At 70.9% G+C, this 14,550-nt stretch carries 15 protein-coding genes; 6 read left to right on the top strand and 9 right to left on the bottom strand.

The genetic code is table 11. The features are described from left to right. Positions 1-34 precede the first annotated feature (34 nt). The gene (locus ABD793_RS34825; protein ID WP_344867583.1) at positions 35-1,789 is read left to right on the top strand and encodes a trypsin-like peptidase domain-containing protein; all 1,755 of its coding nucleotides are present in this window, start codon (positions 35-37) and stop codon (positions 1,787-1,789) included. A gap of 524 nt (positions 1,790-2,313) precedes the next feature. On the opposite strand, the gene ABD793_RS34830 is transcribed toward ABD793_RS34825, so the two are convergent. The 5 genes from ABD793_RS34830 to ABD793_RS34850 form a co-directional block, all read right to left on the bottom strand. Then, positions 2,314-2,787, bottom strand: coding sequence for a hypothetical protein (locus ABD793_RS34830; RefSeq protein WP_344867584.1), 474 nt, complete (start codon positions 2,785-2,787; stop codon positions 2,314-2,316). Next, positions 2,784-3,950, bottom strand: coding sequence for a molybdopterin-dependent oxidoreductase (locus tag ABD793_RS34835; protein WP_344867765.1), 1,167 nt, complete (start codon positions 3,948-3,950; stop codon positions 2,784-2,786). Before ABD793_RS34835 ends, ABD793_RS34830 begins: the two co-directional genes overlap by 4 nt. 179 nt (positions 3,951-4,129) lie before the next feature. Beyond that, complete coding sequence (locus ABD793_RS34840) at positions 4,130-4,759, bottom strand: methyltransferase domain-containing protein (RefSeq protein ID WP_344867585.1); 630 nt, start codon at positions 4,757-4,759, stop codon at positions 4,130-4,132. After that, positions 4,756-5,433 (bottom strand): TIGR04282 family arsenosugar biosynthesis glycosyltransferase, encoded by a 678-nt coding sequence (locus ABD793_RS34845; protein WP_344867586.1) that lies wholly within the window; start codon positions 5,431-5,433, stop codon positions 4,756-4,758. The genes ABD793_RS34840 and ABD793_RS34845 overlap by 4 nt, the downstream gene beginning before the upstream one ends. Further along, positions 5,430-6,089: a glycosyltransferase family 2 protein gene (locus ABD793_RS34850; protein WP_344867587.1), complete on the bottom strand. Its 660-nt coding sequence runs from the start codon at positions 6,087-6,089 to the stop codon at positions 5,430-5,432. Before ABD793_RS34850 ends, ABD793_RS34845 begins: the two co-directional genes overlap by 4 nt. Before the next feature lie 145 nt (positions 6,090-6,234). Between ABD793_RS34850 and ABD793_RS34855 the strand changes: the two genes are divergently transcribed. From ABD793_RS34855 to ABD793_RS34865, 3 genes are read left to right on the top strand one after another with little or no spacing between them, the layout of a single operon-like run. Next, positions 6,235-7,638 (top strand): hypothetical protein, encoded by a 1,404-nt coding sequence (locus ABD793_RS34855; RefSeq protein ID WP_344867588.1) that lies wholly within the window; start codon positions 6,235-6,237, stop codon positions 7,636-7,638. A gap of 8 nt (positions 7,639-7,646) precedes the next feature. Further along, positions 7,647-8,348: a response regulator transcription factor gene (locus ABD793_RS34860; protein WP_344867589.1), complete on the top strand. Its 702-nt coding sequence runs from the start codon at positions 7,647-7,649 to the stop codon at positions 8,346-8,348. Continuing rightward, positions 8,345-9,394, top strand: coding sequence for a sensor histidine kinase (locus tag ABD793_RS34865; RefSeq protein WP_344867590.1), 1,050 nt, complete (start codon positions 8,345-8,347; stop codon positions 9,392-9,394). Before ABD793_RS34860 ends, ABD793_RS34865 begins: the two co-directional genes overlap by 4 nt. A 1,027-nt stretch (positions 9,395-10,421) precedes the next feature. Here ABD793_RS34865 and ABD793_RS34870 read toward each other — a convergent pair. Together ABD793_RS34870 and ABD793_RS34875 are read right to left on the bottom strand one after the other, a co-directional pair. Next, positions 10,422-11,246, bottom strand: coding sequence for an MBL fold metallo-hydrolase (locus ABD793_RS34870; RefSeq protein WP_344867591.1), 825 nt, complete (start codon positions 11,244-11,246; stop codon positions 10,422-10,424). A gap of 48 nt (positions 11,247-11,294) precedes the next feature. After that, on the bottom strand, positions 11,295-12,362 hold the full coding sequence (locus ABD793_RS34875) for an SDR family NAD(P)-dependent oxidoreductase (protein WP_344867592.1): 1,068 nt from the start codon (positions 12,360-12,362) through the stop codon (positions 11,295-11,297). 121 nt (positions 12,363-12,483) lie between these two features. On the opposite strand from ABD793_RS34875, the gene ABD793_RS34880 reads away from it, so the two are divergent. Together ABD793_RS34880 and ABD793_RS34885 are read left to right on the top strand one after the other, a co-directional pair. Then, a complete protein-coding gene (locus ABD793_RS34880; RefSeq protein WP_344867593.1) occupies positions 12,484-12,984 on the top strand; it encodes a MogA/MoaB family molybdenum cofactor biosynthesis protein in 501 nt (166 codons plus the stop codon). A 184-nt stretch (positions 12,985-13,168) separates the two neighbouring features. After that, a complete protein-coding gene (locus tag ABD793_RS34885) occupies positions 13,169-13,336 on the top strand; it encodes a hypothetical protein (RefSeq protein WP_344867595.1) in 168 nt (55 codons plus the stop codon). 3 nt (positions 13,337-13,339) lie between these two features. Here ABD793_RS34885 and mscL read toward each other — a convergent pair whose 3' ends face one another. Beyond that, the gene (gene mscL / locus ABD793_RS34890; RefSeq protein ID WP_344867596.1) at positions 13,340-13,756 is read right to left on the bottom strand and encodes a large-conductance mechanosensitive channel protein MscL; all 417 of its coding nucleotides are present in this window, start codon (positions 13,754-13,756) and stop codon (positions 13,340-13,342) included. 75 nt (positions 13,757-13,831) lie between these two features. Beyond that, positions 13,832-14,491, bottom strand: coding sequence for an SAF domain-containing protein (locus tag ABD793_RS34895; RefSeq protein ID WP_344867597.1), 660 nt, complete (start codon positions 14,489-14,491; stop codon positions 13,832-13,834). Between the last annotated feature and the right edge of the window lie 59 nt (positions 14,492-14,550).

The following is a 14,550-nucleotide window of genomic DNA, read 5'->3' on the forward strand; positions in this document are numbered from 1 at the left end:
GCAACCTCTCAGGCCCGGCCGCTTAGGTGAAGACATGACCGAGAACGACCCCAACGCGCCCGACTCCGCGGCGGGTCACCAGAACCCGGGTGCCCAGCCGGGCTCCGAGGCAACGGCGGCCTGGAGCCAGTCCTCGAGCCAGCCGGTATCCGGTGATCCGGCCGCACCGCCCCCTGCCGGACAGCCCGGCCAGTCGGGTGGCGCCTACCGGCCCGCGGAGGGGTACGGCGCACCGAGCCCGTGGTCGGCCCAGGGCTCGGCGGCTGCCGGTTCCCCGCAGGGCACGGCGGTTCCCGGCGGTCCGGCCGGTTCCGCGCCGGGTGGCGCGGTGCCGGGTGGTGGTTCACCCGCTGGTTCCGCGGCTGGTGGTGCGGTGCCGGGTGGTTCGCCCGCTGATGGTGCGGTTCCGGGTGGTTCCACTCCCGCCGGCGCGGTGCCGGGTGGTTCGACTTACGGCGCCGCGGTTCCGGACAGCTCGGCGGGCACTCCGCCGCAGGGCGTCACGCTCCCCGCTGGTTCCGCGCCGGGCGCGACGATTCCCGGCACGGGTGCGTATCCGGGCGCCGGATCGGCGTCGGCAAGCGGCGCTGCCGGTCAGGGTTACGGGCAGCAGTACCAGTCGTATCCGCCGAGCGGACAGCAGACCAACCCGTACGGCGCCGCCAGCACTTCGGTGTACGGCGTGCCGTCGCAGCCGTCGAAGAAATCCGGTGCGGGCAAGCTTCTCGCGAGCGTCGCGGCGATCGCGCTCGTGATCGGTGGTGTTGCCGGGGGGACCGTCGGGTACCTGACCGGTGGCTCGTCCGGTCCGTCGGTGAACGCGCTCGACCAGCCGAAACCCGCGCAGCAGACGGGGAACGCGCCGGCCGGGTCGATGGAGTCGGTGTCGCAGAAGCTGTCGCCGAGCGTGGTCGAGCTGCAGGTGTCCGGCAGCAGCGGCGCGGGTGAGGGCTCCGGCTTCGTACTGAGCAACGACGGCTACATCCTGACCAACAACCACGTGGTCGAGGTCGCCTCGAACGGCGGCAAGATCCAGGCGGTGTTCCCGGACGGCAAGAAGACGACCGCGAGCGTGGTCGGCAGGGACCCGACGACCGATATCGCGGTGGTCAAGGTTTCCGGCGTCGGCAATCTGACCCCGGTGCAGCTGGGCCGTTCCGACGATCTGCGGGTCGGCCAGCAGGTGGTGGCCATCGGCTCGCCGTTCGAACTGGCAGGCACGGTCACCTCGGGCATTGTCAGCTCGCTGCACCGTCCGGTGCAGGCCGGCGGCGACCAGGGTGACCAGGCCACCGTGATGGACGCGATCCAGACCGACGCCGCGATCAACCCGGGCAACTCGGGCGGCCCGCTGGCGAACATGAGCGGTCAGGTCATCGGCATCAACTCGGCCATCTACAGCCCCAATTCCGGACAGGGGCAGGGCAGCGGCACCGAGGGCGGCAACGTCGGCATCGGCTTCGCCATCCCGATCGACCAGGCACGTCGCACTGCCGACGACATCATCAAGACCGGGCACGCCAACCAGACCTACATCGGCGCCCAGGTGCGGGACGCGCAGCAGGGCGGGGCCCAGCTCGGCGACATCACCCCGGGCAGCCCGGCGGAGAAGGCAGGCCTCAAGGCGGGCGACGTGGTGACCAAGATCGACGACCGCGTCATCGACAGCGCCGACACGCTCGTCGCCGCGATCCGCACCCGTGCCCCGGACGAGAAGGCGACCTTCACCCTCGGCGACGGACGGACCGTGCAGGTGACCCTCGGCGGCCAGCCGGTCCCGGCGAACTGATCGCTCGGCCGCCCGGCGCGGCCGAGACCAACCACGGCTCGACCCCCTTGGGCAGGGGCCGGACCCTTCAAGGCCACGCGCGACCGAGCGAACCAAAGCCGGTCGCGCGTGGCTTTTCCCGATGACCCACTGCTGGCGGCGCAACCGGCAGCAAGTGTGTGAGGCGACCGGAAACCGATCGATGGGGACGACCGGCGACGGGTGTTCGAGGTGTCGCAAGCCGGTCCAGGAGCGCGACCGGCGGCGGTGCGTGAGGGGTCCGGAATCCGGTCCATGGGGACGACCGACAGCAAATGCGTCAGGCGACTGGAGGCCGGTGCCTGCGACGGTAGGAAGCCGCTCCATGGCGACGACCGGTGGTCGGTGCCGGAACGCACAAACCGGTGCCGGAAAACACGAAGAGGCTCTCCGTGCCGCCTCCGACTCGGCACGGAGAGCCTCTCCGCCGGCGGTGAGATGCCCAGCCGCTCGTTCTCTCAAACACCGATTTCGCGGAAAAATTCCGTTCCGGCCGAAGAGCCTGGTCAACGGCCCGTCACCGGCCGAGATTTCTTCCGCACCGGCGCCCGTGGCCGTCGCCGCGCCCGGTGCGTCGCCACGGTGCGCACGACTCCGACGCCCACCACGACCGTCCAGACCACGGCCAGCGTCAGCAGCAGCCCGGCCAAGGTGTTGCCGTCGCGCAGCCCGGGTTTCGGGGCCACGCCGTAGGTCCGCCACAGCAGCGGCAACGCCAGGAACCCGAGCACTGCGGTCAGCACTGCGCCCACCTGCACCGGCGCCCGCCACGGCCGCGGCAGCACCCGGCCGAGCAGCAGCCCGAGGATCGCCGCTACCGGCGCGAATACCGCGTCGTTGACGATCGGTCCGCCACCGATCCACAGCACCGTGGTGAAGCTGTCCGGCCACGCCGGCGCGGCGTAGTCGGCGAACAGCACCACGCCGAACGCGAGCGCGGCGAGTCCGGGCAGCGCCAAGAGGAAACGCGCGGTCTTCACAGCACCTCCAGCTTCTCGACCCACTTCGTCTGCAGTACGCCCGGCCGGCTGGGCGCGATCACCCGACACGGGTAGCCGTGGTCGAGGTTCAGCACTTCGCCGTTCAATTCCAGCGCCAGCAACGTGAGCGGGTCGGCCGTGTGCTCGCCGGGCAGCATGCTGCTGCCGTACAGTCCGGCCTTCTCCATCGACGACACCCGCACGTCGGCGCCCGGTTCGCCACCGACGGCACGCAGCAGGTCGGGGAACGAGATGCCGCGCCACGTCGCGATCTGGCTCCAGCCCTCGACGCACGCGATCGGCAGCTCCGCGGTGGTCTGCGGCAACGCGCGCAGTTCGGCGAGCGTGAGGTGCTTCGTCCCGGCCCGGGTCACCACCGCGAGGCGCCAGCCCGGATCACGCGCGGTCCGGGTGACCTGGGCCGCCACGGCCGTGCGGTTGACCGGCAGCTTCTGCGTGCCCTTGTCGGTCCGCCAGGACAGGCCGGACACGTTCCGCAGCGCGGGCACGGTCGCCCCCGCGGTGGCCACCACCGCCACTCCGGTCGCAATCCACGTGGTGCGCAAGAATCCGCGTCGCGACAGTCCTGTCGCAGCCGGTTTTTCCGGTTCGGCCCCGCGGGTGAGCGCCCGCCGCAGCACCGGCAGTTTCACCGCGACGTGTACGAACACCGACCCGATCGCCACCCACGCCACCGCGTAGTGCACCTGCGGGAAATAGAAGTTCCACGGGTAGTTCTGCGCGACGTTCAGCAAACCCGAGCTCAGCTCGAAGAACGCCGCCCCGGACAGCACCAGAATGGACAGTCGTTCCAGCGCGTGCGGCAGCGAACGCACCAGCGGGCGTTCGAACAGCTTCGGGTACACGCTCCAGAGCTTCGCCAGCAGCAGTGGAATCGCCGCGATCCCGGAGATCACGTGTGCGCCTTGGGTGATGCGGTAGAGCCAGATCGGCCGGCTTGGCCAGAAGAACCACTCCGGCGGGTGCTGGATGAGGTGGCTCAGCAGACCGGTGATGAAGCAGATCAGGAACGCGATGCCGAGCAGGCTGCCGATCCGCGCGGTCACGCGTTCCCCGTGCGCACCGCCCTTGAACTGCTCCTCCTTCGGGATGGGCAGCCGCTCGATCCGCTCGTCGACTCGACTTTTCGCTTGTCTCGCAATGGTTTTTGCCTGCGTCGCGCTGGCTCTGGCTTGCGCGGCCCGCGCGCCGAACCTGGTCTGTGCCTCGTCGACCCATGCGTCGAATCCCCGCCACGCGGCGACCAGCCTGCCTGGACGCGAAGCCTGGGCCTCTCCGTCCGGCTCCGGTGGTTCCTCGTCGTCCAGCGGGGATTGTTCCGTCATGCCCGGTCCAGTTTCGCGAACCAGCGATGTCCGTGGCTGGTCGTCCAGTCGACCCGGAATCCGGTCCGCGCGGCGACTTCGGCGACCGCGTCCACCCCTACCCAGGCCCAGGTGAACCACCGCCCGCCGGCGGACCTCGGCCGCAACCGCACGTGGTCGCGGCGCAGTCCGTGGCCCGGCGCTTCGAGCTCCACGAGCACGTCCCCGTCACCGGTGAGCAGTTCGCGCACCCGCCGCAGCAGTACGCCCGGATCACCGCCGATGCCGATGTTCCCGTCGGCAAGCAACACGTGATTCCACCGCCCTTCACCGGGCAGCCGGTCGAAGACGTTGCGCTGCAACGCACTCGCGCCCCGTTGCCGGGTCAGCTGCACGGCGATGGGCGAACTGTCCACGCCGAGTGCCACCACACCGCGACGGGTCAACGCGGCGGTGAGCCGCCCCGGGCCGCAACCGACGTCGAGAGTCGGTCCCTCACATGCGTCGAGTAGCACGGCGTCGCCCTGCCCGCAGCCGTCGGTCCACCGGTCGACCGGCAGTTCGACGCGCTCGCCACTCGCGAGTTCCAGCCAGCAGTGCCTGCCGAGCAGTCCGTGGTCGAATTCCCTTCCCGACGCCAGCTTCACGCGCGCACCCCCACCGCGTCCACCGCGGCCGCGAACCGGCCCTCCGGCCGGAGGGCAGCGACTCGCCGTGCGTCCACCATGGTGTCCACATCGGACAGAATTGGCAGTTCGCCTGTCCGGATACCGTTGGTGGACAACGCTTCGCGAGTCCGGGCACCGGTGTCCTGCTGTGACATCGGGACCCGGGCAAGCACGTCAGCATGCCGGGGATCGGCGAGCCCCAGCCCCCACCAGCCGCCGTCCTCGGCCGCGCCCAGCACCGCGGAACGAGCGCCTGCCAGCACCGGTTCGATGCACGCGGCCAGCAACTCGGACGTGACCTGCGGCGTGTCCATGCCGATCTGGAACACGGGCAGCCCGGCGTGCGCGGCCGCGGTGTCGGCGTGCGCATTGGCGAGCCGGGTGGCGAAATCCTCGCCTCGCTGGGCGAGCACGGTCACCCGCTGCAACGCCTGCCGGATCTCGGTGCCTCTGGCGGCCGCGGTCAGGTCGCCGGTCATCGCGACCACCGGCAGCGCCCCGGCGGTGGCGTTGACCGCGTCAAGGGTGTCCAGCAGCGCCGCGGCCGCGATCTCCCCGGCCTGCTCGGCGGTGGCCGGCGGACACAGCCGGGTTTTCGCGAACCCCGGCACCGGCGCCTTCGCGATCACCAGCAGGCAGAACGTCCGCGTCATCGGGCCAGCACCCGCCCGAAGTCGCGCACCGCCCGCAGCGTGCCCCGCGCCGAACCGGACACCTTCGATTTGGTGCCTTTCGCCCGCTCCCGGTAGGTGACGTCGAACTCCCGGACCTGCCATCCGGCGCGCTGAGCCTTCACCAGCAGCTCGAGCGGGTAACCGAAAGCCCGGTCGGTCACGTCGAGAGCCAGCAGGTCTTCGCGACGCACCGCGCGCAACGGCGCGATGTCCCGCACCGGCAGCCCGCGTGACCGCAGCAGCAGGGACAGCACGGCGTTACCGGCCCGCGCATGCCATGGCCACACCTCGCGCCGCACCGGTACCCGCTTGCCGACGGCGAGGTCGGCACCTTCACCGACCGCGGCCACCAGCGGTGGCAGGTCGCCCAGATCGAGTGATCCGTCCGCGTCCGCGAAACACACCACATCGGCGGTCGCCGCCTCGAGCCCGGTGTGCACGGCGGCGCCGTAGCCACGGCGCGGCTCGTGCACCACCTTCGCGCCGAGTTCGGCAGCCACCTCGGGCGATCCGTCACCGGATCCGTTGTCCACCACGAGCGCGCGGTATCCGGGTGGCAGCGCGGCGAGCACCCCCGGCAGGGCAGCGGCCTCATCGAGGCAGGGCAGCACGACATCTACTCCGAGATCGTTCACCCGGCGTACCCTAAGTCCGTAAAGGACTGTCCAGAACCCTTGTGGTGCTTACCGAATCCTGACGTGTAGCGGAATCTTACCGAGTTCTCACGGATCTTCGCCGGAGCGGGGCGGACGGCCCTCGGCAGCGCTATCGTGAGCGGCGATGAGCGAGTCGACCACGGCTGACCGGCTCGCCGAGCCGGCGCCGCCCGTTTCCCGCCGCACCGGCGTGCGCGCCGACCTCGTGACGGTCGGTGTCGCTCTGCTGGTGATCGCGGCTGCCGCCGGCGTGGGCCTCTATTACAACCGGCCGGACTCCGGTGTGGTGATCTACGCCTTCGTCCCTCCGCTGTTCGGGAACTGGCTGCCGCACGTGGGTCCCGGTTCGGTGTTTGCCGTGCTGATCGCCGCCGCGGTGGTCCTGCAGGGGCCGGCGCTCGCGGCACGCCTGCCGTGGCGGCGGGCGCTGGCGGCCGGCTACCTGGCGTCGTTGGCGTGGATCTTTTCGCTCGCCATGGTCGACGGCTGGTCCCGCGGATTCGCCGGCCGCCTCACCACGCCGCAGGAGTACCTGCACGAGGTCCCCGGCATCACCGACATCCCGCGGTTCCTGCGGGAGTTCTCCTCCCGGATCCTCGACTTCCAGCCGAACTCCTGGACCACGCACGTCTCCGGCCATCCGCCGGGCGCGACGCTGGTGTTCGTCTGGCTCGACCGTCTCGGCCTGCACGGCGGTGCCTGGGCCTCGACCGTGGTCGTGCTGGTGGCCGCCCTGATCGCGGTCGCAGTGCCGGTGACGCTGGCAGCGCTGGGCCGGCCCGAGGCAGCTCGTGCAGCGTTGCCGTTCGCCGTGCTCAGCCCGGGTGCGGTCTGGCTCGGTGTCTCCGGCGACGGTCTCTTCGCCGGCGTGACGGCCACCGGCATCGCGCTCCTCGCCCTGTCAACGGCCGCGTTCCGTGCGCGCCGCGGGCACGCCTGGCCCACCGCGCTGGCCGCGGGCGTGCTGCTGGGTTACGGGATCTTCCTCTCGTACGGCCTCGTCCTGCTCGGCGTGGTCGCGGTCGCCGTGGTGATCCTCGGCAGGCAGTGGCGGGCCGCCGCATTCGCCGTGCTCGGCGCGCTCGCAGTGGTCGGGGCGTTCGCGGCCGCCGGTTTCTGGTGGCTGGACGGCTACCACCTCGTGGTCGAGCGCTACTACCAGGGCGTCGCGCTGGTCCGGCCCTACTCGTACTGGGTGTGGGCCGACCTCGCCGCCGTCGCGGTCGCCTGTGGCCCGGCTGTGGTCGCCGCCGCCCGGCGCGGCGTGACCGCCGCCTTCCTGCCGCCCACCCGGCGTAGCCTGCTGCGGGACCCGGTGCTGCTGATCGCCGTGGCCGCGGTGCTCGCGATTCTGTTCGCCGATTCGTCCGGTCTGTCGAAGGCTGAGGTAGAACGGATCTGGTTGCCGTTCTCCGCGTGGCTGGTCCCGGCCACCGCGCTGCTGCCCACCGGCCACCGCCGCGGGTGGCTGGCCGGGCAGGCAGTGGTCGCGCTGGCGGTCAACCACCTGGTGCTGACGAACTGGTGAGGTGAGGCATGGAGGAACAGGCCGGTCGCGTGCTCGTGGTCGACGACGACGAGACGGTGCGCGACGTCGTCCGCCGTTACCTCGAGGTCGCCGGGTTCACCGTGGACCTGGCGGGCGACGGCACCGCCGCGCTCTCCCGGTTCGCCGCGCGCAGGCCGGACCTGGTGGTGCTCGACGTGATGATGCCGGGGCTGGGCGGTCTCGAGGTGTGCCGACGGCTCCGTCAGGTCAGCCAGGTGCCGATCGTGATGCTCACTGCGCTCGGCGAGGAGGAGAACCGCATCGCCGGGCTGCAGCTGGGTGCGGACGACTACGTGACCAAGCCGTTCAGCCCGAAGGAGCTGTCGCTGCGGGTCGCTTCGGTGCTGCGGCGGGCCCGGATGCCGCTGCCCGAACCGCCCTCGGCCGAACTGGTGGACGGTGACCTGCGGCTGCAGATGACGGCTCGCCAGGCCGTCCTCGGCGGCGCCGTGCTGCCGCTGACCACCCGCGAGTTCGATCTGCTCGCGTTCTTCCTCTCCCATCCCGGAGTCGCATTCAGCCGGGCGGACCTGCTGGAGAAGGTGTGGGGCTGGGACTTCGGCGATCAGTCCACAGTGACCGTCCATGTGCGACGGTTGCGCGAGAAGATCGAACGTGACCCGGCCAAGCCCGCCCGCGTCGCGACGGTGTGGGGCGTCGGCTACCGCTACGACGGGACGCCGCGATGATCACCACCGGCGAGTCCGGGTGGGCGATGTTCGTCCACGTCCTGCACATCCTGCCGTTCGCGCTGCTGTTCGCACTGCCGGTGGCGGCACTCGGCGGGCTCACGCTCTACCTGGTGCGGCACCGCTCGCTGGCCACCACGATGACGACGCTCGTGCTGACCCCGGTTGCCGCGTTGCTGGTCGGGATCCTCGGCGTGAGCGGGTTCATGTTCACCGAAGCGCTGACCACCGAACTGCTGGTGTGCCTGTTGGTGGCATTCGTGACGGTGCCCGCGGCGATGGTGCTCGGCCGGGTCATCGCGCGACGCAGCGTGTGGGAACGCGAGGCGCGCGAGCGCGAACGCGCGGCCGAGGCGTCGCGGCGGGAACTGGTCGCCTGGATCAGCCACGACCTCCGCAGTCCCCTGGCGGGGATCCAGGCGATGGCGGAGGCAGTGGCCGACGGTGTGGTCGCCGAACGGTCCGAGGTCGCCGGTTACGCCCGGCGCATCAGCGGCGAGACGACCCGGCTGTCCGGGATGGTCGGCGACCTGTTCGAGCTCTCCCGGATCACCGCGGGAGCGCTCGAACTGACCATGTCCGCCGTACCGCTGCGCGACGTGGTGAGCGACGCGGTCGCCGCGCAGTCCCCGGTCGCCGAACGCAAACAGGTGCGGGTGCTGGAGAACGCCTCGGCATGGCCGGTCGTGTCCGGCAGCGACCCGGAGCTGGCGCGGATCGTGCGCAACCTCGTGTCCAACGCCATCCGGCACACTCCGCCGGACGGGACGGTCGCCGTCCAGCTGGGCATCGACGGCGACCAGGCCCTGCTGGCCGTCGACGACTCGTGCGGCGGCATCCCGGACGACGAGATCGGCCGGGTCTTCGACATCGCCTTCCGCGGTACGCAGGCCCGCACCCCGGACCGCACCGGAACCACCAGCGGCGGCGGACTCGGCCTGGCCATCGCGAAGGGCCTGGTGGAGGCCCACCGCGGCAACATCGGGGTACAGAACCACGGCCCCGGCTGCCGCTTCGAAGTCCGGCTGCCACTGGCCGCACCCTGACCGTCTCTATTGTCCACAGTGGATCGTTTTGCGCGCAGCGTGCGCGGGGAAATCCGGCAGACAAGGCAAACCGGCACCGACACTCGAAGGTGAACCGGGATCCGAGGCGGTAAGGCAATCCCGGGACCGGCGTGGTGAGGCGCGCTGGGGATTCGAGGTGGGAAGGTGATTCCGGGACCGGCGTGGTGAGGTGTGCTGGGGATTCGAGGTGGGAAGGTGATTCCGGGACCGGCGTGGTGAGGTGTGCTGGGGATTCGAGGTGGGAAGGTGATTCCGGGACCGGCGTGGTGAGGTGTGCTGGGGATTCGGGGCAGGAGGGTGCTCTCGGGGGCGGCGCGGGGAGGTGCGCCGGGCATCCGGGGCGGCAAGGCGACCCCGGGGCCGATGCGCGAAGGCGAGCCGGGGATCTGAAGCGGGAAGGCGGACCGGGGTCCGGGGCGGCGACGCGAATCCAGGGTCGATGTGCGAAGGCGGGTAGGCCCGGCCGGGTCGGCAGCGTGAGCCGGGCCGGTGCGGTACGGCGAGCCTGGGGAACCTGGGGAGCCGCAAGGCCCGGTGCGCTGGGTAGCCGCGGGCAACGTGCATTGGCAGTGACCGAGCGGCACACTCCGAGCGACCGCGGGGCCATCGCGCGCCGGTCTGCGTCGGACGAGGTTCGCTGAGAACGACGGGGCGGCGTGTGCCGGACACCGGTGAGGCAGCGTGCGCCAACGGCGGTGGCTCGACATACGTTAGGCAGCGGCGCGGCGACCCATGTTGGTTGCGGTTCGAAGCGTACGTCGGGCGATGGCGAGACGGCGTGCACCAGGCAGTGGCGGGGAAACATGAGCCACCGGTGGAGCGGCCTGCACAGGGGCAGTGGTGGGGCGGCGTGTGTCGACGGTGGAGGAGGCGTGTGCAGGGCAGTGGGCGGCGTGTGTCGACGGTGGTGGCGGTGTGTGCCTGGGTGTAGTCGAGCGGCGCGCGTCGGGTGGTCGTGGTGGCGGCGTGTGCCGGGCAGCAGTGGGGCGGTGTGACCCGGCGTGGTTCAGGCGGCCCGGATCGCGGAGACCGGTTCCGCCGTGTGGTGTGTGGTGATCCGGAAGAACTGGTCGCCCGGGAAGTGACCGGCAGCGGCGATCGTGTCGGTGCCTGCGAGTTCGTCCAGCCAGTACCGGCGTGTCTGCTCAGCCTGTACCGGGTCGCGGTCGAAGGAGAAGCCGATGCCGGGATCGGCCAGCTGGGCCGGAATCTGGAACACGCCGCCGAGCAGGACAGCTCGACGGTCCTGGTCCGCGATCTCCAGCACGTACTGTCCCGGGGTGTGTCCGGGCGCGGGCCGCGCGGTGATACCGGGTGCGATTTCCTCGACTCCGCGCAGGCCGCGAAGCTGCCCCTCGGCGCGAGCGGCTTCCAACGTCACGCGTGCCCATTCGTGCCGTCCGGCCGGCTTGATCAGCGCGTCCCAGTCGGATTCACCGTGCAGCACCTCGGCGTTCGGGAAGAACGGTTTGCCATTCGGTGCGACCCAGCCGACGTGATCGGGGTTCAGGCCGGTCAGCAGCAGCGTGTCGACGTCACCGGGAGCGCAGCCCGCCGCGGCGAGTGCGTCGGGCAGCGCGCCCGTTCCCTCGGTGTACGGAAGTTCTTGCGGTGAGCCGACCGCCCGCGGACCGAACCCGGCGTCGACGAGAATCGTCCGACCGTGCCCGCGGACCAGAAAAGCGCCGGTGGTCACGGAAACGCTGCCGTCCGTGGCCACCGCTTCCGGGTGGGTGTCCGATTCGAGGCCCGGGAAGTGCGACGCAGGCCACCGCAGCCTGCCGTCCGTCAATGCCTGGACTTCGATGTCCCCGATCTGGATGGAACGCATGTCCACCACCAAGATCCGGCGCCGCCGAATAATTCCGGGAAGTGATCTTCACCTCATCGTGTCGACCGGCGCGCGCAGCTGCGCGGTAGCGAACGAGGCGATGCCCTCCTCGAACGACGTTTCCGCGCTGAACCCCACCAGCTCACGGGCCCGTGACGGGTCGGCGACCACGTGCCGCACGTCGGCCGGTCGTGCACCGCCGACGATCCGCGGCTCCGGCCCGCCGCAGGCGCGCGCCAGCTCGCGCGCCAGATCACCGACGCTGTGCGGCTGTCCGGAACAGACGTTGAGCGGGGTGAGATCCGCGGCCGGCCCCTCGGTACGGAGTGCGAGGACGTTGGCCCTGGCCACATCGTCGACGTGCACAAAGTCGCGCTGCTGCTGCCCGTCTTCCAGCACGGTCGGCGCCTCACCACGTTCCAGCGCCGAGCGGAACAGCGACGCCACCCCGGCATACGGCGTGTTCTGCGGCATCCTCGGGCCGTAGACGTTGTGGTACCGCATCGCCCAGACCGTGCCGCCGGTTTGCCGCGCCCATGCGCCCGCCAGGTGCTCCTGCGCCAGTTTGGTTGCTGCGTAAGTACTCCGGGGCAGAAGCGGAGCGTCTTCGGGGACCAGCTGCCAGCTCAGCTCGCTACCGCACTGCCTGCACCTCGGCTCGAACCGCCCTTCGTCCACATCGGACTGGCGACGGGGTGCCGGCAGCACGACGCCATGCTGCGGACAGGAATAGCGACCCTCGCCGTAGACGACCATCGACGAGGCAAGCACGAGTTTGCGCACCTTCGCCGCATGCATCGCGGCGAGCAGCACCGCGGTTCCGTAGTCGTTGTTCAGCGCGTACGACGGGGCATCGGAGGGATCCACTCCGTGCCCGACCACCGCGGCCTGGTGGCAGACGGCATCGACCTGGTCGAGCAGCTCGGCGACCAGTTCGGTGTCGGTGACGTCGCCACGCAGGAACCGGTGCCGGCGGGTGTACTCGGGCGGCGTCGCGGAGCCGTGCGCGGTGGGCAGCAGGTTGTCCAGGACGACGACCTCGTCGCCGTCGTCGGCCAGCCGGTCGGCGATCCGGGACCCGATGAACCCGGCTCCGCCGGTGATGAGCACTCGCACCCGCCCGACGGTAGGCGTCCCCGGTTGCTCCCGCCCGGCCTGCGCGGACCACGTCACCGAATCGTCAGAATCGCCGGGCCCGCGGCGGCGGAGCAGGCCCGGCACCGGATACGGTGTCGGCATGGAACGGAGCGCACAGCGGCTGGGCCGGGCACTCGTGGTGATCGTGGACGACCGGGTCGCCCACGGCGAGCACGACGACTCGTCCGGGCCCCTCGTCACCGAGCTGCTCGAAGAGGCCGGATTCATCGTCGACGGCGTCGTGGTGGTCGAGGCCGAGACCGCGGCGATCCGCAATGCGCTCAACACCGCGGTGATCGGCGGTGCCGACCTGGTCATCACGGTCGGCGGCACCGGAGTGTCGCCACGCGACCGCACCCCCGACGCCACGGCCGGCGTGCTGGACCGGCCGATTCCCGGCATCGGTGAGGCGCTGCGTGCGTCCGGTCTCGCCGCAGGGGCGGTGGACGCCGGGATCTCCCGTGGCCTTGCCGGGGTTTCGGGCAGCACGCTGGTGGTCAACCTGGCCGGCTCGCGCGCCGCGGTGCGCGACGGAATGGCCACCCTGTCGTCGCTCGTGCCACACGTGATCGACGAGTTGTCCGGGCTCGAAGAGGTCTGATCCGGGGCGACGTGCTCGGGCCGAGGCGCCGTTGCTCGTCCAGACGCTCCACACACACCCGCGGTGCCCGTGGCGTACCTGATGAGCCGTGCTCAGCCGACGACGGTGCGCGCCGCGTCGCCGCGAGCCGCCGCTCTTCGATCCACTCATTAGTTGTCAAACAGCTGGTGGGACCATTGGGGACATGCCGCACGAGGAACCACGCCCCCCGGCGAACGAGGCGCAGCGCCGGCGGATGGACGACGTCTTCGGCGATGTGCTGCCCGAGACGACCTCCGATGAGCGGGGCCGGGACCGAGACACCCCGGATTCCTGGTATCTCGAGAACCGGCCGCCGCACCACGATCGGTGACGCTCAGTCTCCGGAGCGCGACGAGCCATTGGCCTGCGCGCGCAGCAGATCCCGGATCTCGGTGAGCAGTTCGGTGTCCGTGGGCTCCGACGGACCGGTTTCCTGGCCGCGCTTGCGCCGCTCCTGCAGGTGCTTCACCGGCAGCACGATCAGGAAGTAGACCACCGCGGCGACGATCACGAAGTTGATCGCCGCGTTGATCACGCCACCGAAGTCCATGAACGTGGACCCGTTGGGGCCGAGAATCCGGAAGCCAAGACCCTGCGCTGCGTCGGAACCGCCGATGGCGTTGATCAACGGTTTGATCAGGCCGTTGGTGAACGCGGTGACGATCGAGGTGAACGCCGCGCCGATGACGACCGCGACCGCGAGGTCGACGACGTTGCCGCGCATCAGGAAGTCTTTGAAGCCTTTCAGCACTGCCACTCCTGGGTATTCGGGGATGGGTACGTGGTCCGGTTCTGCCCGGCCATCGCCCATCGCAACAGGGACGGGTTAGCGGAGAGTAACCGTTACCTGCTGGTCCAGCGAAGAGGCGGCGACCTGCGTGGCGACCGGCATCGGCAGGGCGAGCAGCACGAGTGGATCACGCTCGGAAGGCTCCAACGCGTGACTGCCAGTGTTTTCGGGACGGTGCACGGTCACCACCGTGACCCCACTGGCCAGCACAGACGCGGAATTCGCCGCGGTACCACGGGCTATCACGTCGACGCGCTGCCCTGGCCGCAGCAGCTCCGCGACCGCCGCGTCGGCGAGCCGGACGGCCACCGTGACCGAACCGGGTTCACCCATTACGGGGAGGCCGGCCCCGACGAGCCGGACATCGGTGATCGGTTCCCCGGCTCTGGCCGGGCCCGACAGCAACCGGCCCACCGCGGCTTCCGGTGCGGTGAGCGCACCGGCAGGCCGGACGTCGTCGGGCACGGTGAGGAGCCGCACGTCGGCGGCACGCAGGACCGAACCGGCCGGGAGGTCTCGGGCCGAGACCACGGTGGTGGTCGCCGGCGCACCACGTGCGGCGGGTGGCAGGAGGAGAAGGAGCAGTCCGGACAGCAGCAGCGCCGCGGCCAGGCACCGGCGGATCAGCCGGGCTCGGGGACCGCGCAGCCTGCGCAGGTCGGGCAGCGCGGGAAGGCGGCTGAGCAAGGTGTCCACGGTCGTCTCCTCGAGGGTTCCGGCGCGGCGAGGCACCGCACGAAACCGACGTTAGGGAC

The organism is Amycolatopsis ultiminotia (assembly GCF_039536925.1).
Classification (GTDB): Bacteria; Actinomycetota; Actinomycetes; order Mycobacteriales; family Pseudonocardiaceae; genus Amycolatopsis; species Amycolatopsis ultiminotia.